This window comes from Pseudoalteromonas sp. Hal040, assembly GCF_037162425.1.
Lineage (GTDB): Bacteria > Pseudomonadota > Gammaproteobacteria > Enterobacterales > Alteromonadaceae > Pseudoalteromonas > Pseudoalteromonas gelatinilytica.
On sequence record NZ_JARLUU010000001.1, the window covers coordinates 878,288 to 901,577 of the forward strand.

A 23,290-nucleotide genomic window follows, 5' to 3' on the forward strand; every position below is an offset into this window, starting at 1 on the left:
GATTTCCCAGAGCAATCCTATTGTTGATTAAATGTAAATAGTTAAACTCGTAACAAGTTTTAGCTTTCATCTGGTTTGGTTATTTTGAAAAGTCGGCCCTATAAAATTGTATCTGGTATAACAGTAGCAATTACTATTTTACACACGAGTGTGTTCCTGCGAGCAAGCGAAGTTAATTGGATGCAAGATGCAAAGTGGGGGATTAGTCATCACTATCTTGCTGGTGGCACTTTAGATAATGCATGGTATCAAATCACAGACTATAACGAGTGGAATAACTATGTAAATGGTTTTGATGTTGACGATTATGCGGATAAAGCAGCCAAGCTTGGTTATGCTTATGTAATTTTTACCATTACTCAAAACCGTGGTTACCTGTCGACGATGAGTGACATTTACGATTTACACTCACCGGCATGTCCGAGCAAACAGATTGCACCAGGTTGTATTACTCAAGTTAACTCAAATCAGGCTGATTACACGCCTACCCGTGACCTTGTTTTGGATTTAGCGAAAGCACTTAAACTAAAAGGTATTAAGCTAATTGCTTACCTACCTTCGCACTCAGGAGATAGATGGACGGGCACAAAAAAGAAAGTACCTTACCCTGATTGGTTTATAACTGGTTTTGTCAGCGAAAGATCGCAGGCTTGGGGAGCTAACATCGCTGGCTGGTGGTTTGATAATTGGTTTAAAGCAGATGAATCGAAACAAAAACTCGAGGCAAAGAATGCTTACCCTGTTGCAGACCAACTTGCTCAGTCTGCTCGAAGTGGCAACCCAAATGCGACGATTAGTTTTCATGCTGGTGACGAGCATAGCTTTATCCCCAAAGATCCACACAGTCAATATACATCAGGTAAAACTAACGAGTTACCTAAGGCTCCTTCTTCTAAAAAAGTCATAACAGCTTTGGATACAAAAGTGCAGTGGCATGGATTTACCTACACTTCTGACGGAGGATGGGGAGGCTTAAAGAGCAGCTTAAGATATTCGAACACAGATATAGCAAATAGGGTAAAACAAATTGCAGATGAAGGTGGGTTGATAACATTAGATGTGGCAATTAACCCTGATGGTAGCTGGATTGCCGATCGATTGGTGCAAATTCAGACTATCGGTAATACCCTCGGCACAACAAGTGATATAACCTATTCAGGCCTCGAGCTGGTAAACGATAATGACCCTCGAATTCAATATAGTGAAAATGGCAACTGGATGAGGTCTGAGCACACAAATACTGGCGAATACCAACAAGATTTACACATGACAACCGTTAATGGTGCGTCGTTTAGTTATGACTTTAGTGGTTCAAGCATTGTTTTTGCGACTTCAAAAGGAGTTAACCATGGCGATGTTGAAGTTATCTTAGATGGTAAGTCACAAGGCATATTCTCTATTTTCGATGGTAATAATTATCGCCAAGTACAAAGTATTGTGTTCGAAAAACATGACTTATCAGCTGGCTCACATACTTTAATTGTGAAGAAGGTATCGGGCGATGTTATGCCAGTTGACCTCGTTTTATCTAAAAAATCTAAGAGGGGCTTTAAATAAAGCTTGTTTTAGTGATCCCAAACAAAGGGGGAAGCCCCCTTTTTTCCAAATGCTTTCGATAACGAGCTAGCTTTAACTCCTTTGCTCAGAGCGCATATCTTGAAACTCACAGCTCAAGCTTACATTTCTTTTCACTGTCTGTTAAAAATAATGTTATATTTGTGCTCTTGCTTAAAAGTAATAAAATAATACAAATTAAAATTTAACGATCAGGTTTCAAGATGACATTACAAACAAATAGTCCGTTAGTAGAGCAGCGTGCCGATCCATTTGTGCATAAGCACAGTGATGGTTTTTATTATTTTACAGGTTCTGTACCAACTTATGATCGCATTGAACTTCGTAAGTCTGCGACATTAGAGGGCTTAAAAGACGCTGAAACCTTTGATATTTGGTTTAAACATGACAGCGGCCCAATGAGTCGCCATATCTGGGCGCCTGAAATTCATTACCTCGATGGCAAATGGTACATCTACTTCGCAGCCAGTGAAGAAGATGATATTTGGGCATTACGCCCGTATGTGCTTGAGTGTAAAGGCCAAGATCCGCTAAATGATGAGTGGGTTGAACTTGGCATGATGCAAGCCGCTGAGGGCGATGAAAAGTCGTTCACCGATTTTTCTTTAGATGCCACTATTTTTGAAAATAACGGTAAGCGTTACTTCTGTTGGGCAGAGAAAACTGGCGGCCAATTTGCTGCATCAAACCTGTATTTAGCTGAGATGGAATCACCTATTAAGCTAAAAACAGCACAGTTTATGCTGACGACACCAGATTACGATTGGGAGCGCGTCGACTTTTGGGTAAACGAAGGCCCGGCAGTGCTTAAAAATAACGGTAAAATCTTCATTGCTTTCTCTGCAAGCGCAACAGGTGCATGTTACTGCATGGGTTATATGGAAGCCGATGAAAATAGCGATTTACTTGATCGTAATTCGTGGACTAAAACACGTATGCCTGTGCTTGAAACAAGCGTTGAAAAGAACATTTTCGGCCCAGGTCATAACTGTTTTACAGTAGCTGAAGATGGTGAAACACCACTGTGTATTTACCATGCTCGTGACTATGAGCACGCAGTAGGTGAGCCCAGTGTGGTGCCAAAAACAGACACTCGTCCACTTGAAGAGATTGTAAAAGATCCGCTTTACGATCCAAACCGTCATGCTCGTGTTATGGAAGTGAAGTACGACGAAAATGGTCGTCCGCTATTTGAACTGTATTAATTTTATAGTGACGCAAAATTTATATATAAAGCCACCAACTCAGGTGGCTTTATAGTATGAGAGTTAGTTAGCCAACAATTGCAGGGTACCAGTTTGCTAAAGTCACCCCAGCTAAGCCGATTAAGAACACGATTGATATTAGCGTCATTAAACAGGCAGTAAAGATAGTGATAAGCGTAATATTTGTGCGAGCTGCATAGCGGACAAGTTCGGCTATTAAAAGTGGTACTAAGTATGAGCAAAGACTAACGGCAAGCACGGCAGGCCCAGTGAATGTAGCGGTATCAACGCCTAAAGTGCCAAATACTAAAAACCATGCAAATATCATTAATCTAAAAAACAACACACCATTAGCAGCAAGATATAAGCGTATAGCCCACCTTTGATGAGCATTGAAGTTACGAGCCCTTGCAGTTTTCACCGCAAATATACTTGATACAATAACCACTAAGCCGCCAAACATTGTCAGTGAATGCATCAAGGTATTACCAACGGTGCCTCTTACTATCATTAAATACATGCCAGCAAATGAAATACAGCAAGCTAACACAACAAATACGCGGCCATTGTAGCGATGAAATGCGCTGTATTTTGTTCTCAATTTTTCAATCAGCTGTAAGCTTCCGCCAAGGATCATCACTACCGCAAATAATACATGCACTGCATACATAAAATTCCCCGTGGCATCATTAGCAACATAGGCGGTGTTATTAAGTCGGTTCCAACCTGATAGACCTGTAGTTAACCCTGTCATTCCATAACCAAGAATGAGGTAAATCACAAAGCAAGTTTGCGCCATTAGCAGGCTAATAAACCAAAGCTTTTTACTGTATTCGAGCGCTTTAAAAGGTGTGAGTTTGCTATTTTTGTTAAACATCATCAATTCCATTATATTTTTCTAATGCCGCTAATATAAAGGGCTAGAGCAAGATTTCTTCTCAGATTTGAAATTTGATCTACGAAATGTTGTGTTTATTTATGAGAACTCACACAGGGTTTGACACATTCACTAACAAACTCTTTTTGCTATGTTGATTTTGAAAAAGTAAACTTACCAGATTGGTAAATAATTCATCACACTCCCAATGTAAGGTATGTCGGGTTATGCAAAATACTTCCCCTTATTACTTACTCGTTTTTGTTTGTATGGGGCTAATGCTGCTAAATGGCATGAAAAAAGAGAAGCAGCTTATTCATTATCTGTTTGCTGTATTTTGTGGTTCGCTCTGCATGGTTGGGGTGCAAAAAATCAGTGCACCAAGTATTGGTGTTTATAGTTATTTAATTGGCTTATTTACCTGCGCAACCTGTAATATGTCTTGGCTTATATCACGCACTTTATTTCGTAAGCATAAGCCTATTTCTAAGGTACATATTGCTGTAGCAGGCACTATTGCCGGTTTAATTATGTTCAACCAAACTTGGCATTATTTGGTGAGTGCTGATGTGCAAGTTTTCCCTGATAGCCAATTCATGTGGCGTTTAAAGCAAGGTATGGCCGAAATAACGGTGTTGCTATCGTCTAGTATTTTGGTGCTGTCTTTTTGGGAAGCATTACGGGGTTATAAAGAGAAAACACAAACACAAAAGTTGCAGGCAAATATTTTTGCTAGTTGCTACTTTTTAGCGGTATTTAATGCCAGCATTCTGCCTAAGTTTTTATTCAGTGAAAGCGAATTTCAACAATTTGAACCGCTTATAATTACCTCATCTGCATTGTTAATTGTACTTGCAATGCAGTTCGTGATGTTTTTGCAAAAACGTGCCCACAGCAGCGTGCCTGAATCTGCTGATATTGAAGTGTTGAACCCTGAAAAGGTAGTGAAAGCTACCAATCAGGCTGAACAACCTGAAAATAAAGAGGTAGAGGCTGAGCTTATTACTGGCATAGAAGCACTCATCAATAAGCAGGTTTATTTGCAAACTAATTTGAAAATTTCCGACTTTGCACAAGCATTAGCTGTACCTGAGTATAAGATTAGCCGCGCTATTCGCTATCATTTTAAAGCAACTAATTTTAATTTATTTATTAATCAGTACCGAGTAAAGCATGCACAAGGGCTGTTACTTAAAGACGAAGCAAGTCATTGGAGTATTTTGAGTATTGCAATGGAAAGTGGTTTCTCTTCGCTTGCTACCTTTAACCGTGTTTTTAAAAGCATTGTTGGAGTTAACCCAAATGAGTTTCGTAAGCAGAGTAACTCATTAGTTGAACAAAAAATTATAGAGTTCACTGACTAGAAATTACAGTGGCTTTTGCGTTAAATGCTCAGCAATGACCTCAAACATGGTTTGCACTTCTATTGGTTTGGCTATGTAGCCTTGCATGCCTGATTCTTTCGCTTTAGTTAGATCGGCTTCCATAGTGTTGGCGGTCATGGCGATGATTGGAATATGGGCAAACTTTGATTGCTGTTTAATTTTATTCGTCGCGGTATAACCATCCATTCTTGGCATTTGGCAGTCCATCAAAATACAATCGAATGTGCCTTTTTCTACAGCTTCAATCGCTGCAATGCCATCTTCGGCAATATCAACCACAAAGCCATTTGAGCGTAGAATTTGCGATGCAACTTGTTGGTTAAGTGGGTTGTCTTCAACAAGGAGTATTTTTGAGCCAGCGAGCTTTTTAAAGCATGTGTTGTCGACACTGTTATCTTTTTTCGTGGCAATACCCATCACATGCTCGAGGGTTTTTAGTAAGTTTCCTTTAATAATCGGCTTTAGTAATATTTCTTCAACGGTTTTATCAAGCGTATTCAGGGTATCTTTAACTTCTTGGTTTTCATAAGAAGCGAGGATAATGGTATTTTTAATGCCGATAGAAAGCTGCTTTTTGAGGTTCTCTAAAATGTTATTTTGTTCACAGTTTAGTACGTGCCAGTCTAAAAAAATAAAATCGTAGTTGTGGCTAATATCAACGTTAGAAAGCTTTTCATCCTGGCAATCAATCGTCTGCACATTAATGTTTAATGCATTGAGCATGGTGTTTAAAATAGTTTCAGGTTGGTCGCTTTGCTCAATAATAAGAGCGCGTTTATGTTTGAAAATATCTGTGTCGTGGCAGCTTTGCATAACCGATATCGAAAATAACACATCAAAACTGAAGCAACTCCCTTTGTTTAATTGGCTTTTAACCTCAATATGACCTCCCATAAGCTCGATAATTTTTTTACTGATAACAAGACCAAGACCCGTGCCACCAAATTTACGAGTTGTTGAAACATCGGCTTGTGAAAAAGGCTTAAACACACTATTAACTTGCTCTTGAGACATACCAATGCCTTGGTCAATGACCTGAAAATTAATACAAATAGAGGTATCGGTTTGTGATGTTCTTGTTACTTTTAGCGTGACATCTTGCTGGTTCGAAAATTTAATCGCATTGCTTAGTAAATTTAATAATACTTGATTGAGTCTAAGTGCATCACCGATTAAAAACTCGGGTATGTCATCGTCAATTTCAAAAATGACTTCGATGTTATTTTTCTCAATTAAGCTACTGGCTAAATTAGCAAGGTTCGCAAGAAAGTCATTTAAGTTAAAATCATTGTTTTCAAGTTCAAGCTTGTTGGCCTCTATTTTAGAAAAATCGAGAATGTCATTAATAATCCCAAGCAGTGATTTGGCCGACAGTTGGATTTTCTCGACGTAATCATATTGCTTGTCGGTTAATTCAGTATCGAGGGCGAGGTGTGCCATGCCTAAAATTGCATTCATAGGGGTGCGGATTTCATGGCTCATATTGGCTAAAAACATTGATTTAGCTTGATTGGCTGCATCGGCCAACTCTTTTGCTTTATTCAAATCTTGGGTGCGAAGGATAACTTCTTTTTCTAGATTTTCGGCGGCATGTTTTAGCGTCATATTGGCTTCATATAACTCTAAGGACTTCTGTTCTAAAAGCGCTTCGGCTTGTTTTCGAGCCTGGCGCTCTCGTTCTATTCTACGTTTGTAGAGTTCTTCATCCACATTAAGCTTCTTTTGTTAGGGTAAAGGTTGCCGACATATGATCAGCGCTTATATCCTTTTGAATCGTAATCTTTTCATTAAACTTTTCACACGCACCTTCAATTAATCCGCCAGCTAAACAGGCGAATGGGTTTCCAGAACGATAGAACATTTGCATTTTGCGCTCACTAATACGCTTTGTTTCAAAGCTTGGTAACTCAGCATCGCTATAAAGCTTTTTAACTTCTACATGAACATGGCGGTCGATGGTGTCTAAAAAGTCAAACGTAGTTGAAACACTGGTGAAAAAGTGAGGAAAAAGGATAAAAAAACGATTTAACAAATACTTACCATAGTGCGTGGCTAATTGTTCTGCAGGCATATTTACGTGCTTACTTAACGAAGTAATAAGCATGATCATTTCAGCGTTGTCGTAATTACCAACACTGGTATAGGCTCCATTTGAAGCAAGCGAGTTTTCTTCAATGATTTTGTCTGCGACCACATAAGAAAACTCATTTTCGACCATTTCTAAAAACTCGGTAAAGACGATACCTTTCATACAATAGCCCTTCAAAACTTCATACTAAAAGTTTAGATATAAACAGGGATTTTACAATTTCTCAGTCACCAACTTTAGTAGAGGTTCTGCCTTTATGAGACTGATTTATTAAAGCTTGGCAAGCAAACTGAGTAAACGTGGTTATACTTTTTAATACTAATGTACTTTTTATTCTGCTTGGTTTGGTATTTTATGGTGATTGGTGCGAGGCTCAAAAAACGCTTATTACTTGCTTTCACCGCGGCGTGCTTTGCTATTTTATTGGCGCAAACAATCATCAGGCATTTTTGGATATTGCCAACTTTTGAAGCGATGACAAAACAAAATGATCGGATTGATATTCAGCGAGTGGAGTCACAGCTTCAGCAAGAGCTTGATGCGCTGTCAAAAATGGTCTTTGACAGCGCTGCTTGGGATACCATGTATGAAGCTGCACAGCAACGTGATACTCAGTGGTTTAATAGTGACTATGTTATTGCAGACGCATTACAACGATTAGACGTAAATGGCTGGTATTTATATGATACACAGGCAAATATTATCGGCGGTGGCAGTTTTAATAATGATTATAAACCTTACTCACCAACGATTTTAGAAACCCCAAATTTGTTGATAGAAAACAACCTAATAATCTTATCTGGCGATATAGACAATAGCCAATCTGAGTTAACTCATAAAGTCCGGTTTATTACCATAGATAAAACGCCTGCCGTCACCGTCGCTTACAATGTAACTAAGTCCGATGGCACTGGTGAATTTGTGGCGACATTATTGCTTTGGAGCATTATTGATGAAGACTTTGTCGAAAATCTAACACCAGGGTTAGCAAATGATATTAGCTTTTATGGCATTGATGAAGCACCTAAATATAGGGAGCATCTAATTAGGGTGTTTGATGAAAAAAGGAGTGCAGCCGAGACGACTCAACACAATCGACGGCTTTACTTAGGAGTCAATGATCAAGCAGGAGACTTACTATTTGTGTTATCTATCGCATCCCGTGAACGGACTTACGACCGAAGCTTGTTTGATAGCTCTTTAATTACCGGTTTATTGATATCTGGATCTGTGTTTATTTTGTTTTATTTATATATAAATCAACAGGTTTTAAGGCCACTCAGAAAGCTTTATACATTGGTGAATTCAGCAATCAGTAATAACGATTTTAGCGCTCGGGATGAGTACTTTGGCAATAACGAATTGCACCAGCTCGGGCGAGGTATGAATGAACTATTTACTTTGATAGAAAACCAACGCGCAGAAATACTAGAGCGCCACCAGAAGTTAAAACATATCAGTAACACCGATTCAATGACGATGCTTGCCAATCGTCGGGCATTAGATAAACATTTTGCAAAGCTTGCCAGCGATACAGAGTTAGCATCGCAGCCTATCTCAATGATTGTCGCCGATATTGATCATTTTAAACTCTACAATGACTATTATGGGCATGATCAAGGTGACAAAGCGCTTTGTGAAGTCGCCAATCTTCTTAAAGAACATACCCAACCAAGTAATCATTTTGTTGCTCGGTATGGCGGCGAAGAGTTTGTTATTGTCCTCAGCAATACCGATAAGCAGGAGGCACTTAAAGTGGCTGAAGCGCTAAGAAGCGCCGTTGAATCAGCTCACATTACCCACCATGGTCGCACAGACTTAAGCTATGTTACTTTATCGATAGGTGTTGCCAGTAAGGCTGCTAATGAGGCGTTTGATTCAGATAGCTTGTTTAAAATAGCAGATGAAGCGCTTTATAAAGCGAAAAAGCAAGGCCGCAACTGCTGCGTTGTTGGGTGAAGCTCAGCTATTACTTTATAGCTGAGCTTAACGCTTTAAATTGCAACTAAGCTTTGCTCAAGCATTGCTTTAATTTGCTTAACAATTTTTGCTTCTGTTTCTGGCTCAAATTGTTGAATACGTGGGGTGTGAATATGCCCTGTAGGGATGTCTGAATTAAGCTCATCACGTAGGCGAATACTACGATACGAAATTTCATTTGATAAGTAGCCGCCGCCACCGCCTTTTACTGCAATCGCACCTTCTAATTCTTTAAGTGATTGTGGCTCAAATGCTTTTTCAAGCGTAACGACTTTGTGATTGTCGTTGATTGGGAATGGCCCTTTGGCTTGTTGCATCTGCTTAACTGGTAAGCTGAAAGTCACAAACTCATTGCCCGGAAGAGGGCGGTCGTTTAGGCTCGAAATTTTCGGTGCAGTGGCAGTGCCGCCATACACAATATTGGCGTTATCGGGCGCCGTTACACTGCGGCGTTTACCCGGAAAGCGTTCAAGATCAAAGTCTTTGCTGCCCATACTGATAGTGGCAATCATATCGACATTGTTAAGTGCGTAATATGGCGCAAGTAATGATTCGATAATACCTTGGTCAAAGTCTTCGTAGCGTACTGGCACCATCACCGTATTGATCTCAGCGCTAATGCCATTGTAATTAATCACTTGGCCATCAAGTAATAATGCCGCAACACCTGATGGGTTACTTTGATTAATATTTCTATCTAATAAGAACGGATCAAAACCTGTAATTAAAATGCGTTTGTCGGTTTTTTTACTGTAATCAAGGTCGGTGCGGCCACGACTGCCATTTTCAAGCATTGTTAATAACGCGGTTTGTTCACTATCGGTCATTGCAAACTGGGGGTTGCTGGTACGAATAATTTTGCTTGAAAGTAAACGCGCCCAATACAGCTCTCGGTCGTCGAAGCTGTTGGTTTTAATTATACGCGCTTTGGCATCGCGCCATAATTGTTTAGCGTAATCATCAATAAGGTCACTTGCTTGCTGATAACTAGCGGCAGCTTGCCACTGTTTTTCAAATTGGTTCACTTCATCAGAAAAAGCACTCAACACCTTTGGCATGGCTTTGCTGGCTTTTTCAATACGCAGTTCTTCAACGGTTAAATTGGCTGCAAATGCAGTAAATGACGAGGCAATTAAGCTGGTGGCAAGTAAAACTTTTTTCATGATTATCCTATTTAGTTACAGCACGTTTAGTAGGCTTGCCTTAACTATCCTATGGATAAATGCCAAGCGCAAATAAAATCGCTCAGTATCAAGTCTGTCTAGCACAGAAAATTAAACAGCCCAGTGGTACTTTAATTATTGGCTTCGTTATTTCGGGGATTAGCGCAAAATAAGCTTTGTTTGTTTAGTTTGAGAGTCTTTTAATAACTTGCGGTATTTTGCTGGGGTGATGTGCATTATCGCTTTGAATTCTTTAATTAAATGAGGTTGATCGGTAAAGCCACATTCAAGTGCAATATCTGCAAAGCTCATTTCAGGGTTATCTTTAATTGCTTGTTTAGCAAGTTTTACCCGGTAGATACGCTCAAAATACTTAGGGGTGACACCGCATTGCTCCTTAACTTGCCTTTCGAGCTGTCGTTGACTGAGTGGGGCAAGTTGGTAAGCTGTTTCGAGTGGCGTTAACTCAATAAGATTACGGATTAGGTGCTTTGAGTGCCTGTTGCTGTGGTTAATGTTTTTATTATCAGTAAAGTAGCGGCTAATAAGCGTAACAAACGCGGCTAAGCTGGCATTATTTTGCAGACCTTGTGCAATTTCACATAGGGACTGCTCTGCAAGGAGTGGGTGAGCGTTTCGCTTTAGTTCAGACAATACCGTTGGGTTAAAGCGAATACCACAAAACTGTGCATCGTGTGAAAATGTGATTTTAGATGCATGAGTGGATGTTTCTTGCACTGCATAAGGGGCAGCAAGCGGCTTGTCATCCAGTAAAATGTCACCGGTAACAGGAAACACAAGCCCCGTTGCACCGTCGCAGGCAAGCCATTGTTCACCTTGAGTGTGCGCTGAGGCATACCAAATAGCTTGTATGCTATCGGCAAGGTTGCCCTCTGGAGTCATTAATTCGAGCGTTAAATGGTTACTCATTAAACTTTACTGCCTCTGTCGATAGTGAAAGTATCATCAATTGAATAGCGTTGTGTCAATTTTTAGTCCAAAACTAAGCTACTTTAGGGGCTGTTATTCGCACCCTGTTTTTAATCCTGCTATGCTACGCCCATTAGCAATCACAGAGTATTTGAGATGATTAACGATAACGATGTAATTGAAACATTAGACGAGTTAGAAACATTTTTACGCCTAGTTGAAACTGGCGGTTTAGGGTTAGAGAACGTAACCGGTGTTGCTCTTGCAACCAATAATAGTGATGGCCGCCCATTTATTGCGGTTCTTGATGATAAACATCAACTTTTACTTGGCCGTTACGTGACAAGTGAAGTGTATGAAAACGGTAAAGATATGGTGCGTTACGGCACTAAAAAGCCGCATTAATTATCACTGATTTAATTGTAAAAATGGGGCAAAGACGCCCCATTTTTATTGGTATTCGGCAAGTTCTCTGTGAATGCTCATTACCAGTTCACTTGGAATGCATAATTGGTTAGCGAGCGTGTCTAAGTAGTGTTTAGAAATTGCTTGGTTTAAATCAATTGCGCTGGCACTGGCTGCATATACTTCAATGCCCATTTGTGCGTTAGGCACAGCGGCAACTAACTCTGACAGTTGCATTGGTTTTCTTAGCTCATCAAACAGCATGGCCTTTTCTTGCACAGACAATTGCATTGTTTCTACTTGTGCGAAGATTTTTTGTCTTTCGGTTTCATCAATATGGCCATCTGCATAGGCGGCTGCAATCATAGCGCGCATCAGTAATAATTGCCCATCACTATGATTATCGTCGATTACATCATTAAATGACTGCTCGGGCAGCGTGGCGGGGGTAAAATCAAAACCACGTGAACTAGTTTGCTGTACGGGAGCCGCTTTTTGATCTGAGTATTGTTTATAGGCTTTCCAAGCAAGGCCACCGACAGCAGCTAGCGCACCATATTTAGCGACTTTTTTACTGCTCTTTTTACTTTTTCCGCCCATTAAACTTGTTAGTCCACCCCCAGCAACACCCCCTAAAAAACCACTCAGCGCGCCTGATTTATTTAAATTACCCACTAATTTTTGTAAGTCTTTCATTGTTCTCTCCTTGCAGTTATGTGCCCAGATTAGGTGATTTAAAATCAAAAGGAAACGAGATAAATGTTACAAAACACATCAGGTAACAATTATCTGCTTTAGGTACTTATCTTTAGCTTGCTTAAAATACACCCAGTACTATAAGTTAGGGTTTCTGTTTGATTAATAATAAGGAAAAATTTATGGCAGATAATTACACTCCACCTGAAGCAAGCCTTGAAATGGCATCTGAAAATAACTCAGGGCAGGGGAAGGTAGACGATTTACCCGAGGGCATTAAAGGCTTTAGTTGGGGCGCTTTTTTGCTAAGTTGGATTTGGGCAATTGGCAACAGCACTTGGATTGGCTTATTGGCTTTAGTGCCTTATGTTGGTTTTATTGTATCGGTGTATTTGGGCTTTAAAGGCCGAGAAATGGCATGGCAAAATAAACGTTGGGATAGTGTTGAGCATTTTCAACGAGTACAAAAACAATGGTCATTTTGGGGCGTGTTGATCATAGGCGGCATGTTTTTATTGGGTATTGTAGCGGCGATAGCTATCCCTGCTTACCAAGCCAATGTCTAACTTATAAATAGAGCGAAAAGCCAGTATTTACTGGCTTTTTTTATGCCTGAAATGGTCAAAATATGGGTTTAATTACTTACTGAGTTATTATGTTTTTCATTCTTTATTTTATGATAATCGTAAAGTAAAGTTTGACAGTCATAAATCTGTTGTGTACTTTTTAGACTATGAAAATACGAATCAACCTAGATATAGAATTGGCAAAGAACAAAATGCAGCTGAAAGAGCTATCTCAGCGCATTGATATTTCTATGACCAATTTATCATTGCTAAAAAACGGAAAAGTGAAAGCGATCCGCTTTAGTACCCTTGAAGCTATTTGTGAAGAGCTTAATTGCCAACCCGGCGATATTTTGGTGTACGAACGCGATAGCGAATAACTTTACAACGCAACAGGATTTTGGAGGGCATATGCTCAACCGTGACTATTTACTACCCGGCATAGCAGCAGGATTACTTGCTGTGATTTTTCCCATGTACTGGATTTCAGTTTTTGGCGAAACACTTGATGGCTTAGGAGAGGCGCTTAAGCTTGATTTACAAAGCTTAAACTTTTCAGACCTTGTGTTCGTGCTCATCGGTGTACTTGAAATTTACGTGTATCTGAGTTTACGCAAGGCATTAAAAGATATGTTCGATGTTGAAGGTGTACGCATACTGTTATGTGTGCTTGCGGTGCTGGTATTAGCTTTTCATGCCACTGTGTTATGCGATGTTTATCTTGCTGTTGCAGGTGATAAAGCATCGAGTGATGTAGTAGAAAGTATTTCAATTATTGCCATGGTGGTCTCTGCTGGGAGTTTAGGCTTGTATGCGTTAGTGGGTTTGATAACAGCCGCGTTATTACTAACAAAACGCCATGGTATGTCATCGTTGCTAACGGTGTTTTCTATCCTATTGTTGCTAATGTGCATCTTACAGTTAACGGTGATTTTTGCTTATTTAAATGTGTTTTTATTCCCAGCAGCATTATTAATTTTAATGGTGTTCTTTATCAAAAAGCCTGAACAAATCGAAGTGATTTAACAACGCGTTGTAATACAAGGAATAGGGTATGAGCTGGTTTAAAACGATTTTGTTAACGCTATTTTTGTCATCTGTGTGGGCTGCTACCTGCGTATATGGTGGTGTCAGTGGCTGGTTTTTAAAACCTATTGCCGAAACGGGCAACACTGAGCAGTTTATTGCTAATAGTCAGGTGCTGATTGCCAACAATCAAGCAAACATCGCTTATGTTTTGATTGAAAATGGCCAAGTGGTTTTTCAAGATTACTCAAAAAGCAAAGATGAAATAACCGCAAATACTTTGTTCCCAGTGGCATCACTCAGTAAATTTATTACTGCCTATGGCGTGATGACTCTGGCAGAGCAACAACAAATTCGTTTAGATCACGCGATTAATGAGCAACTGACGGGGTGGCAGTTACCTGATTCAGAGTTTGATAATCAAACCGTTAGCCTTGCTCATCTGTTATCTCATACTGCGGGGCTTGGTGATGGCTTAGGCTTTGCTGATATTGAGCTAAATGAAACCATACCAAGCTTGCTTGAGTCGCTCAACAAGCCGCTATCATCAACGGGTGTGCGTGAAATAAAAGTCACCAAGCCTGTGGGCGATTTTAAGTATTCTGGGGGCGGCTATTTGATGCTTGAGCTGCTGGTAGAAGAGAAAACGAATCAACGCTTTACAACTTGGATGGCTGATAACGTTTTTAAGCCAGTCGATATGATGGATGCCAGTTACGATGTACTAACTGAGTTAGACAATATCGCACCTGCTTATGATAAAAGCGGGCAAGCTGCTGGGCATTTTCAATACGCATCGGCAGCAGCAACAGGTTTACTGGCAAGTAGCCATGACTTAATCGCTTTAGTGCAAGCATTAACATCACCTCAAACAGGGCAGTTAAGCCCGCAAATGATCAGTACCATGCGAGAGCCATTAGCTATTAGCTTAGGCGCACCAATTTGGGGGCTAGGTACCATGCTTTATGCGCCAACAGCATCGGGAGATTTTGTGTTTGGCCATGACGGCGCAAATGAACCGGCAATAAATAGCACGCTTCGTATTAACCCAGATAACAATGATGCAATCATCGTACTTAGTAGCGGCGGTGAGCATATTGCATCAAAACTCGGGTATGAATGGACGCTTTGGCAAACCGGTTACCCCGACTTTTTAGCGTTTGATGTTGCCCTGCAAAGTGCTTTTGTACCCTGCTTATTAGGCCTTGGCATCATCTTGATAGGTATGCTTGTGGTGCGCTTCAAAAAAGCGAAATAAGCAATTGATGTTAGGTTTAAATTATTTTTCTGCTTTACCCGGTAATTAGTAGCATTGTCATTGTTCATTAACGTGAACAGCTATAGTATTTGCTATACATTGATTATTCAGGGTAGGGCGCATGTTACGATTTTTTTCTATAGACAAAGGTGTGATCACAGAAACTGAGCCAGCTGCTGATACGCCTCTTTCAACCGCCATAAAAAATGCTCATTGGATTGATACCATAAATCCGACTGAAGAAGAACGGCAAGCGCTGGCAAGCACGCTTAATATCACCTTACCCGGTGCTGATGATGTTGAAGAAATCGAGGCCTCTTCCCGTTGTTTTATCGACCATGAAGGCTTGCATGTGCATGCGCTTTTCATGTCTCCAAATGAAGGGCGCTTTAACACGGTAACCGTAGCTTGTTTGCTACAAGACAACTGCTTGCTGACAATCCGCGATGATGAATTAGCCGATTTTCGTCTATTACGACTACGTGCTCGGAAAGGGCAGGTAGCGTGTGATAATCCAAAGCAACTTTTGGTGACTTTATTTGACCAAAAAGTCGAAAACCATGCTGATATGCTTGAAGACATGCATCACCAATTAGAAAAACTCAGTGCCTATGTACTTGAAGAGGATGACTCAGACTTAGAAGAAGCTGTTAGTCGAATTTCGCGCCTTGAAGATAATAACGGTAAAGTGCGTTTATGTTTGATGGATACGCGCCGGAATATCTCGTTTTTACTGCGCCACCTAGGAGCGCCGACAGAAGACCGCGAATCACTACGTGAAATTGTACTCGATATTGATACCCTTATGTCTCACTGTACATTTTTGTTTGATAAAGTTAACTTTTTAATGGACTCGACTCAGGGTTTTATTAACATCGAACAAAACCAAATTATAAAAACCTTCTCTATTGCCTCAGTGGTGTTTTTACCGCCGACCGTTGTCGCCAGTATCTATGGGATGAATTTTAACAGCATGCCTGAACTGCAATGGGCATGGGGTTACCCGTTTGCAATTGGCATTATGTTGCTGTCTGGCTTTGCACCTTACTTGTTCTTTAAACATAAAGGTTGGTTGTAACAAAGCATAAAAAAGCCCAGCAAATGCTGGGCAAGGGGTCTTCGGATAGACCTAGGGGGTTTAACCTTTCAATTCGCCGGTAGACGATTCGATATGTGCACGAACAAACCATTGGAATTGTTCTAAGTCAGCCAGTTGGCCGGTGATCATATCTTCAGATACTGGGTCTAGCTCACCAAGCTTATCGATAGCTGCACGGTGGTCTTTATTAACACCGTTGTACACTTTATCAAGCGCTGTTAGGTGGTCAGTCACTAAGCCTTTACCAATTGAATAATCTTGCCAAGTACGGCGTTCTACAATTGATTGAGGTGTGCCAACAGGTACGCCGCCCATGGTTGCGATACGCTCTGCAATCGTGTCAGTCATCTCTTGCACTGCGCTTACTTGTGGGTCAAGCATTTCGTGAACACCAATAAAATTAGGGCCAACAACATTCCAATGAATGTGTTTTAAAGTGAGGTGTAAATCGATTAAAGCGACCATGCGCTGGTCTAGAATAGCAATCGTGTCCGCTGCAGCTTGGTCTTTAACACCAGGTGCTGTAAATTCTGCGACTTTTGATGATGAATTACTCATTACTCCTCCGAGATTATCTGTAAATTTCCTTTCGCTTTTAATCTAAAAAGCATGTGTAATTACATAGAAGCAAGCGTTGTGCCTGATAATCATAAAACTATAAGGTGTTGAATATAAATGGTTAATTTGATTTTGTCTTGGGCTGGAGTAGTTGTGGTTATGAGGGAGTATGAAAACTCTGCACACCTTCTGTAAAAAATTCAGTGTGCAGATACAAAGTTACGAGTTAAGAAAGTAATGCCGCCGCTAAACGAACAAAGTCTGATGAAGTTAGAATTCCCACTAGGTTGTTATCTTTATCAACCACCGGCATGCAGCCATGACGGTTTTCAACAAAAAACTTAGCAACTTCGTGTAGCGGTTGATTTGGGGAGATACTGGTAAAATCGGTTGCCATAATATCAACCACTTTAGTTTGCTTTTCTTTGCGTTCAAGGGCGCTGGCGCTGTAATTAGCCATGATATTCATTACCTGAGCAATCATGATTTTTTGCGTTAACATGCCAACCAAACCACCGTGCTCATTAATCACTGGGATATGACGGACATTTTTCTCTTTCATTAGATTATGAGCATCATGCAGGGTATTTTGCGCGTTAATGGCGAATGGGTCTGGCGTCATCAAATCACTAACTAGGTGTGTCATGGCTACATCCTTACAATTAATCAAGTTGTGGTAAGTCTAGCGCTTATCGAGTTAATTGCACTTTAGTGAGATCAAAGTTTTAGTGATTAACTGTGCAAGTACCTGCATTACTTTGCTGACAATAATGAAAGTCTAAATAATAGTGAGACTTAGCTGGGCGTTCACCTTTAGTGAGGTATTGATACATCAACTCGGCAGAAAGTCGGCCCATTTCAAAAGGGTTTTGACCAATATTGGCCGATGATAATCCTTGCTGTAATACTGCTAATTGCATTTGCTCAGTATCGGCAGAAACAATCACCACTTCTTGATTGGCAATACGTTGTTTATGTTTAGCAATCACGTTTGCATAGTTAGGGTTAAATTGAGCAAAACCGGCTACCGCTAGAAATAGTGGTGGATTTTCAAGGTTAAGCAGTTTGTCGAGTTGACCGAGTGACACCTCTCGCTTACCTAAACTATATAAAGGGCAACGGTCAAATTCACTCCAGCCATTTTCACCGCTTAAACGTTTTTCTGTTTGCCCTGATAAGGCATAGCGAACACCTTCAATACGCTTGTTTAAATTAGGCGTTGTTGAATGTCCTGATTGAATACAAACTTGATTATTTGCCTTGTTGGTGAATTTTTTTAATTCGTTCCCCAAGGCCACCCCATAATCAAAATTATTGGTACCCACATAAGCTAAACGGTACTGCTGATCTTCTTCGAGTAGATCAGAGTCAAAGGTGATCACTGGGATCTGGTTGTCGTGTAACTTTTTTAAAGCTCTTTCAACAAGGTAATTGGAATCTGTGGTTGCGATTAATAAACCGCTAATATTATTTCTGCGAACAAGATCGGTGATCACCAATACCTGCGTGCGTATATCTTGAAAATCTTTGGGGCCGTCGTAAATACATTCAAAATCGAGATGCTGTTTTGCAAATTGCTCACACCCTTTAAAGGCTTGCTGATAAAAGCTATCGTTTTTAGTTTTACCCACAACAGCCACCACATATTTAGCCTGAATTGGCAGGGCAAAAAGCCAAAAACTGGCGCACAAAAACACCCAGTTTAATTTAAAATTTAATAATACTTTTAAAGACATAGCACAACATATTGCAAGTTAAGTATAAGCACGAGCTAATTATAGTGACAGAGTTAGAATTTACAAGATTGATAGAAAGGTATTTGTTTTCTTTGTTTGTCTAGTTATTTATTCCTTGTTTTGGCTGTTGGTTTCTATGCGATTACGGCCATTATTTTTCGCTGCATAAACAGCTTTGTCTGCGCGGTTTACTAAGCTTTCAAAGCTATCATTTGGTTGCCAATTGGTTAAACCAAAACTAGCGGTAACCGATATACGATGTTCTCGATAAGCTATTTGACTGGTTTCAAATGTTTTACGTAGGCCCTCTAAAAATTGCTTAGCCGAGCTGATGTCGGTAGCAAAGAACAACAGTAAAAATTCTTCACCACCAAGGCGGCAACATAAGTCACCTTTATTCAAATGGTGTTTCATTAGATCAGAGAACACTTCTAGGACTAGGTCACCGCCATCGTGACCATAGCTATCATTAATTTGTTTGAAGTAATCAATATCAACAACGCAGGCAAATAAACTAGATGTTTGGTTTGGGCTGAATAGCTGCTGTTGTTCAATAATGAATTGCAGCCCGCGGCGATTGTAGAGCCCGGTAAGCGGGTCTTTTAGAGACAATTCCAAATAACGCTTTTTTCATCCACCAACAGGGTGGTGATGAGACCTAGCCCAGTCATAACAAACACGGTTGCATGGGCAATGACGGTCAGCGAATACAAGGTTGCTAAGTTATGTTCATGGGTAATAATACTTAGCTGTGAAATGGGCACTAATAGTAAAATACATTGCGCCATCGACAACACAGTGTTGCCAATATTCTTTTCACATACAGCGCGTTTAGTAGTGAAGTAAATAAGTGCGGGTAACACGCTTAATGTAAAGCAGGCTTCGACAAGGGCAAGTTGATTTATATTTTGAGTGAGGAGAGCAAACACAGAAAAAATAGCACCATGTGCAATTATTACCTTATTGAATCGGCTGGGTTCGTCGTGGTTATAAATGGATAATTGTAGCAACGTCATGGAAATCATATAAATCACCACGCCAGAGCGAAAACTTGGCTCAAGGTCTAATAAGTCTTGGATCCACAGCCATGCAAAGCCAATGACACCGAGGTAAAAAAACAGGTTAAATAAGCAAATCGAGCGGTTATTAAAACTACTGCGCATCAGGCGCGTGGCTATAATGGAACAGGTTACTACCGTAATGAGTAAGAAAACAAAAAAGCCGTGGTAAAAGTAATTCTCTACGTTACTAGCCATGAGTCGCACTGAAAAGCTCTAGGTAAATAAAGCTTAGCACAGGAAAAATTACTCACCTTTAAATCCTACCTGTGATTCAAAAATGCTTTAATCATTAGTTCATTTATTAATAGCTAAGCTTTAAATTTTTAAAGAAGCTACTACAATGAAAACATGTTTAGTTTTAGCCTTATTATTTTGCTCTGGGTCGGTTTTGGCTAATAGCGTTTGTGGTGGAACGACTGCCAATGGCTATGTACGTAATGCAGTAAAGCTACCCAGCAAGGGTGATAACTTTACCAGCTACAGCAAAGTGGCTGAGCTGGCAGGGCGTACGTATGTTCATTCGCAGGTAAAAAACATCATTGTTGATGCCTACCAAGCGCTCCAGAAATCCCATCCAGATAAACGATACAAATACGCTGAAACGGGCTTAGAAAATGGCGGGAAGTTTAGCCCACATAAAACCCATCAAAATGGCTTGTCGGTTGATTTTATGACACCTGTTGTTAACGAAAAGGGGCAATCAGTTCATTTGCCAACACATGTATTTAATCGTTTTGGCTACGATATTGAATTTGATAAACCAGGCCGGTTTGAACAGTTTAAGATTGATTACACCGCTTTAGCAGCTCATATTGTTGAGCTACATAAATCGGCAACAGCAAAAGGTTACGATCTTTGGCGCGTGATCTTTGACCCAAGCCTGCAAGCTGGGCTTTATAAAACCAAGTATGCAGACTACTTAAAAGAGCATATTCAGTTTTCGACTAAACCATCCTGGGTGCGACATGATGAGCATTACCATGTTGATTTTTTAGTGCCGTGTGAAAAATAGTCTTCAATTCATTACAGTTAGATTTGTTTATTAGATTATACGGTTTTAATGAACAAGCAGCTAAAAGCTGATAAAGTACGTTTCGCAAAACATGGATGTTTCAACTTGTGCCACTTTTCATTAAGTCCCTCACGTTTTCTTTAAGAAAAATAGAATCATGCCTCTGTTTGTATTTAATATGCTTAAAGCCTCACTATGCACATAGTTTAAGCTCTTAAAAATTGAATTTACTATTAAATAATTAGAATTAAAAAATATGAAAAAATTAATACAAATCTTTGCTACTTTATTCTTTGTATCAACTTTAACTGCTTGTATGACAACTTATAACCCAGTTCCCAAAGGGTATCAGGGCGAAACTGCAACTATAGATGACACCTTCAGAACCATGGCAACTAGTACAGGACGGTTTTTTTACTTGAGTAAAGTGAATGGCAAAGATGTCAATAACGCTATTAGGGCAACCAACCAAGCTACTTATGGACAAGGTATGGTTCTGTCACCTGTTGGGTTTAGTCGAAAAGTACCTGCAGAGGAAATGATACTAACACTAGTAGCGCAGGTCCATCATGCCGCACCTATTAACTATATGTTTAACTCAGGAACGAATTACATTGTTACAGGTGATGTATCTTTTATTCCAGAAGCAGGGCAAAGTTATTTAGTTAAGGGGTATTTGAGTAGTGACTTTTCTTCTGTTTGGCTTGTAAATAGCGCTGGTGAGCAAGTATCTGATGCTGTTGTTTTAAAAGGGGATCCTGATAAGAGTGAAGCTGTAATCGCCAAATTAGTTAAGGGTAAAGTTGTACTTCCCGAGCCGCCAAAAACGCAAGCGACTATTAAAAAGCAGGTTGCTATTACAACAGAGTCATTTGATAACCCATTGTTTTTTCTTGAACAGGGGCTAAGCGCGGAAGCTATTATTAAGAAGTTAGGTGAGCCTGATCATATTCGTTATGTTGAAAAAGGCTTTTTTAATAACCAGCCTGAAATGCAAATATTTCATTTTACAGATCTTGGCAGTGTTCAAATGGTTAAGTCACCTGCAGATGGGCAGTTTTATTCAAAGTTAACTTATAATGTTAATAGCCAAGAACATTATCAGTTTGTTGATGTAGTGAACCAAGCTGATGGTACCGAAACTCAAATCCTTGGTAAGAAATTTTATAATATCGGTGTTTACAAAGAGCAATACCTAGACGCATTAGCGAATAAGCTATGGCAAAATAAATATACTGTCGATGGGCGTATGCTAGATGGTGTCGCGTACTATTGTAAAATTATTGCCAATGCACAATCGATGCGTTACCAAGCTATGCTAAAAAACCTTGTTGCAGATAAAGATGTTCCTTCAAAGTTACGTCGTCATTGTAAAGCGGCCAAAAAAGACATAGACAAATTAAAGCTCGCAACTGTTGAGCAGTTTGAATTTATGTAGTTTAGCTCCAAGCCAATTCACTTAATCAAGTGAATTGGTATTTCAATCTTAATAATCATTTAAAACAAACTAAACATCACTGAAGCGATTAATAGTATTGCCATTAGGTAGTTAAATACTTTTAAGCGCTTTGGGCTGGCAAGCCAGTGTTGTAGCTTTTCGCCAAGTAGTGTCCACGAGCTGACACATGGCAGGTTAATTAAACCAAATACGAGGCTTACGATTAACACTGAGGTGAGGTTTTTGTCTGGGGCATATAAGCTTACCGCGCTTAATGCCATTGCCCACGCTTTTGGGTTTACCCATTGAAATAGTGCAGCCTGAATAAAAGTAAACGGCTTACTCTCACTACTGGCTTTTTGTTGTGCGTTACTTGTGGCAATTTTAAATGCCAGATAGAGTAAGTAAGCAATGCAAAATACTTTTAATATTAAATAGCTTGGTGGGAACAAGTCAAATAGCTGCATGATGCCAAGGCCCACCAAAACCAGCATAAACATAAAGCCAAGCGTCACGCCAAGTAAGTGTGGTGTGGTTCTTTTAAAGCCAAAGTTAGCACCAGAGCTCATCAACATTAAGTTATTTGGTCCAGGGGTAATTGATGACACCAAAGCAAATAATGCCAAGGCTGTTAAAATTTCAAAACTCATCGCTATCTCTCCATTTGAATTTATATGCAATTATAAGTTGTAATGCGCGCAATTTTTGCGCTTAATATTGTTTTGTATATTTAAAGTTCACAATCAAAAATGAAAAAAGATAAAATTAACGACAGAATATTGCATGAGCTTAAACGCAATGGCCGAATTGCCAATGCCGAGCTGGCAGATAAAGTGGGTTTATCGCCATCGGCATGCCTTCGTAGAGTGCAAGAGCTAGAAAAGCTTGGGGTTATTGCAGGGTATCGGGCGGTTATTAATAATCAGGCCGTTGGCCTAGGGTTTATCGCTTATGTTGGGGTTGGTTTAAATGAGCACTCAACAGTCTCTCAGCGAGCATTCGAACATGCTCTTGAATTTATTGATGAAGTAAAAGAGTGCCACAATGTAACTGGCTCGTTCGAATATTTGCTGAGGGTTGAGACGGCGGATCTTAAGTCCTATAAAGCGTTTCATGCTGATGTATTAGGCTCAATCCCACAAGTACGAACCATTACAACTCATGTCGTGATGGAATCACCGAAGGACGAACGCGCTTAATAATAGAGGTTGTACCTTTTTTGTTATTAATT

At 40.0% G+C, this 23,290-nt stretch carries 25 protein-coding genes; 13 read left to right on the plus strand and 12 right to left on the minus strand.

Annotation, left to right across the window (positions count from 1 at the left end; translation table 11 throughout):
* Positions 1–180 precede the first annotated feature (180 nt).
* A complete protein-coding gene (locus tag P4S60_RS03975; RefSeq protein WP_337115074.1) occupies positions 181–1,557 on the plus strand; it encodes a hypothetical protein in 1,377 nt (458 codons plus the stop codon).
* Between the two features lie 221 nt (positions 1,558–1,778).
* Positions 1,779–2,780 carry a family 43 glycosylhydrolase gene (locus P4S60_RS03980; RefSeq protein WP_058585593.1) on the plus strand — a complete coding sequence of 334 codons (1,002 nt, stop codon included), beginning with the start codon at positions 1,779–1,781 and terminating at the stop codon, positions 2,778–2,780.
* Between the two features lie 67 nt (positions 2,781–2,847).
* Here the strand turns inward: P4S60_RS03980 and P4S60_RS03985 are convergent, their stop codons facing one another.
* The gene (locus tag P4S60_RS03985) at positions 2,848–3,657 is read right to left on the minus strand and encodes a DUF2306 domain-containing protein (RefSeq protein WP_337115075.1); all 810 of its coding nucleotides are present in this window, start codon (positions 3,655–3,657) and stop codon (positions 2,848–2,850) included.
* A gap of 227 nt (positions 3,658–3,884) precedes the next feature.
* Here P4S60_RS03985 and P4S60_RS03990 point away from each other — a divergent pair, with 227 nt between their 5' ends.
* Positions 3,885–5,021 carry a helix-turn-helix domain-containing protein gene (locus P4S60_RS03990; protein WP_337115076.1) on the plus strand — a complete coding sequence of 379 codons (1,137 nt, stop codon included), beginning with the start codon at positions 3,885–3,887 and terminating at the stop codon, positions 5,019–5,021.
* 3 nt (positions 5,022–5,024) lie between these two features.
* Here the strand turns inward: P4S60_RS03990 and P4S60_RS03995 are convergent, their stop codons facing one another.
* On the minus strand, positions 5,025–6,752 hold the full coding sequence (locus P4S60_RS03995) for a response regulator (RefSeq protein WP_337115077.1): 1,728 nt from the start codon (positions 6,750–6,752) through the stop codon (positions 5,025–5,027).
* 1 nt (position 6,753) lies between these two features.
* The gene (locus P4S60_RS04000) at positions 6,754–7,293 is read right to left on the minus strand and encodes a heme NO-binding domain-containing protein (protein WP_337115078.1); all 540 of its coding nucleotides are present in this window, start codon (positions 7,291–7,293) and stop codon (positions 6,754–6,756) included.
* Positions 7,294–7,485: 192 nt separating this feature from the next.
* Between P4S60_RS04000 and P4S60_RS04005 the strand changes: the two genes are divergently transcribed.
* On the plus strand, positions 7,486–9,090 hold the full coding sequence (locus tag P4S60_RS04005) for a sensor domain-containing diguanylate cyclase (protein ID WP_337115079.1): 1,605 nt from the start codon (positions 7,486–7,488) through the stop codon (positions 9,088–9,090).
* 35 nt (positions 9,091–9,125) lie between these two features.
* On the opposite strand, the gene P4S60_RS04010 is transcribed toward P4S60_RS04005, so the two are convergent.
* Positions 9,126–10,274 (minus strand): hypothetical protein, encoded by a 1,149-nt coding sequence (locus tag P4S60_RS04010; protein ID WP_337115080.1) that lies wholly within the window; start codon positions 10,272–10,274, stop codon positions 9,126–9,128.
* A gap of 159 nt (positions 10,275–10,433) precedes the next feature.
* Positions 10,434–11,204: an AraC family transcriptional regulator gene (locus tag P4S60_RS04015; RefSeq protein WP_337115081.1), complete on the minus strand. Its 771-nt coding sequence runs from the start codon at positions 11,202–11,204 to the stop codon at positions 10,434–10,436.
* A gap of 156 nt (positions 11,205–11,360) precedes the next feature.
* Here P4S60_RS04015 and P4S60_RS04020 point away from each other — a divergent pair, with 156 nt between their 5' ends.
* Entirely contained in the window at positions 11,361–11,609 is a 249-nt protein-coding gene (locus P4S60_RS04020; protein WP_054560719.1) for a hypothetical protein, read from the plus strand.
* 45 nt (positions 11,610–11,654) lie between these two features.
* On the opposite strand, the gene P4S60_RS04025 is transcribed toward P4S60_RS04020, so the two are convergent.
* Positions 11,655–12,305, minus strand: a complete 651-nt coding sequence (locus P4S60_RS04025) for a tellurite resistance TerB family protein (protein ID WP_337115082.1) — start codon at positions 12,303–12,305, stop codon at positions 11,655–11,657.
* A 182-nt stretch (positions 12,306–12,487) separates the two neighbouring features.
* On the opposite strand from P4S60_RS04025, the gene P4S60_RS04030 reads away from it, so the two are divergent.
* From P4S60_RS04030 to corA, 5 genes are all read left to right on the plus strand, one after another.
* Entirely contained in the window at positions 12,488–12,871 is a 384-nt protein-coding gene (locus P4S60_RS04030; RefSeq protein ID WP_337115083.1) for a hypothetical protein, read from the plus strand.
* 167 nt (positions 12,872–13,038) lie between these two features.
* A complete protein-coding gene (locus P4S60_RS04035) occupies positions 13,039–13,251 on the plus strand; it encodes a helix-turn-helix domain-containing protein (RefSeq protein ID WP_054560716.1) in 213 nt (70 codons plus the stop codon).
* A 31-nt stretch (positions 13,252–13,282) separates the two neighbouring features.
* On the plus strand, positions 13,283–13,897 hold the full coding sequence (locus P4S60_RS04040; RefSeq protein ID WP_337115084.1) for a hypothetical protein: 615 nt from the start codon (positions 13,283–13,285) through the stop codon (positions 13,895–13,897).
* Positions 13,898–13,925: 28 nt separating this feature from the next.
* Positions 13,926–15,155 carry a serine hydrolase domain-containing protein gene (locus tag P4S60_RS04045; RefSeq protein ID WP_337115086.1) on the plus strand — a complete coding sequence of 410 codons (1,230 nt, stop codon included), beginning with the start codon at positions 13,926–13,928 and terminating at the stop codon, positions 15,153–15,155.
* Between the two features lie 121 nt (positions 15,156–15,276).
* Positions 15,277–16,233, plus strand: a complete 957-nt coding sequence (gene corA, locus P4S60_RS04050) for a magnesium/cobalt transporter CorA (RefSeq protein ID WP_337115087.1) — start codon at positions 15,277–15,279, stop codon at positions 16,231–16,233.
* 60 nt (positions 16,234–16,293) lie between these two features.
* On the opposite strand, the gene dps is transcribed toward corA, so the two are convergent.
* The 5 genes from dps to P4S60_RS04075 all read right to left on the minus strand — a co-directional run bounded on the left by dps (position 16,294) and on the right by P4S60_RS04075 (position 19,804).
* Positions 16,294–16,812 carry a DNA starvation/stationary phase protection protein Dps gene (dps, locus tag P4S60_RS04055; RefSeq protein WP_063700453.1) on the minus strand — a complete coding sequence of 173 codons (519 nt, stop codon included), beginning with the start codon at positions 16,810–16,812 and terminating at the stop codon, positions 16,294–16,296.
* Between the two features lie 226 nt (positions 16,813–17,038).
* Entirely contained in the window at positions 17,039–17,458 is a 420-nt protein-coding gene (locus tag P4S60_RS04060; protein ID WP_337115088.1) for a CBS domain-containing protein, read from the minus strand.
* A 79-nt stretch (positions 17,459–17,537) separates the two neighbouring features.
* Entirely contained in the window at positions 17,538–18,548 is a 1,011-nt protein-coding gene (locus P4S60_RS04065; protein WP_337115089.1) for a substrate-binding domain-containing protein, read from the minus strand.
* Between the two features lie 108 nt (positions 18,549–18,656).
* Positions 18,657–19,166, minus strand: a complete 510-nt coding sequence (locus P4S60_RS04070) for a GGDEF domain-containing protein (protein WP_337115090.1) — start codon at positions 19,164–19,166, stop codon at positions 18,657–18,659.
* On the minus strand, positions 19,151–19,804 hold the full coding sequence (locus tag P4S60_RS04075) for a hypothetical protein (protein ID WP_337115091.1): 654 nt from the start codon (positions 19,802–19,804) through the stop codon (positions 19,151–19,153). Before P4S60_RS04075 ends, P4S60_RS04070 begins: the two co-directional genes overlap by 16 nt.
* 145 nt (positions 19,805–19,949) lie before the next feature.
* Here P4S60_RS04075 and P4S60_RS04080 point away from each other — a divergent pair, with 145 nt between their 5' ends.
* Positions 19,950–20,621: a penicillin-insensitive murein endopeptidase gene (locus tag P4S60_RS04080; RefSeq protein ID WP_337115092.1), complete on the plus strand. Its 672-nt coding sequence runs from the start codon at positions 19,950–19,952 to the stop codon at positions 20,619–20,621.
* A 256-nt stretch (positions 20,622–20,877) separates the two neighbouring features.
* Entirely contained in the window at positions 20,878–22,059 is a 1,182-nt protein-coding gene (locus P4S60_RS04085; RefSeq protein ID WP_337115093.1) for a hypothetical protein, read from the plus strand.
* A gap of 59 nt (positions 22,060–22,118) precedes the next feature.
* Here the strand turns inward: P4S60_RS04085 and P4S60_RS04090 are convergent, their stop codons facing one another.
* The gene (locus tag P4S60_RS04090; protein ID WP_337115094.1) at positions 22,119–22,709 is read right to left on the minus strand and encodes a LysE family translocator; all 591 of its coding nucleotides are present in this window, start codon (positions 22,707–22,709) and stop codon (positions 22,119–22,121) included.
* A 99-nt stretch (positions 22,710–22,808) separates the two neighbouring features.
* Between P4S60_RS04090 and P4S60_RS04095 the strand changes: the two genes are divergently transcribed.
* Positions 22,809–23,258 (plus strand): Lrp/AsnC family transcriptional regulator, encoded by a 450-nt coding sequence (locus P4S60_RS04095; RefSeq protein ID WP_054551870.1) that lies wholly within the window; start codon positions 22,809–22,811, stop codon positions 23,256–23,258.
* The last annotated feature ends 32 nt before the right edge of the window (positions 23,259–23,290 follow it).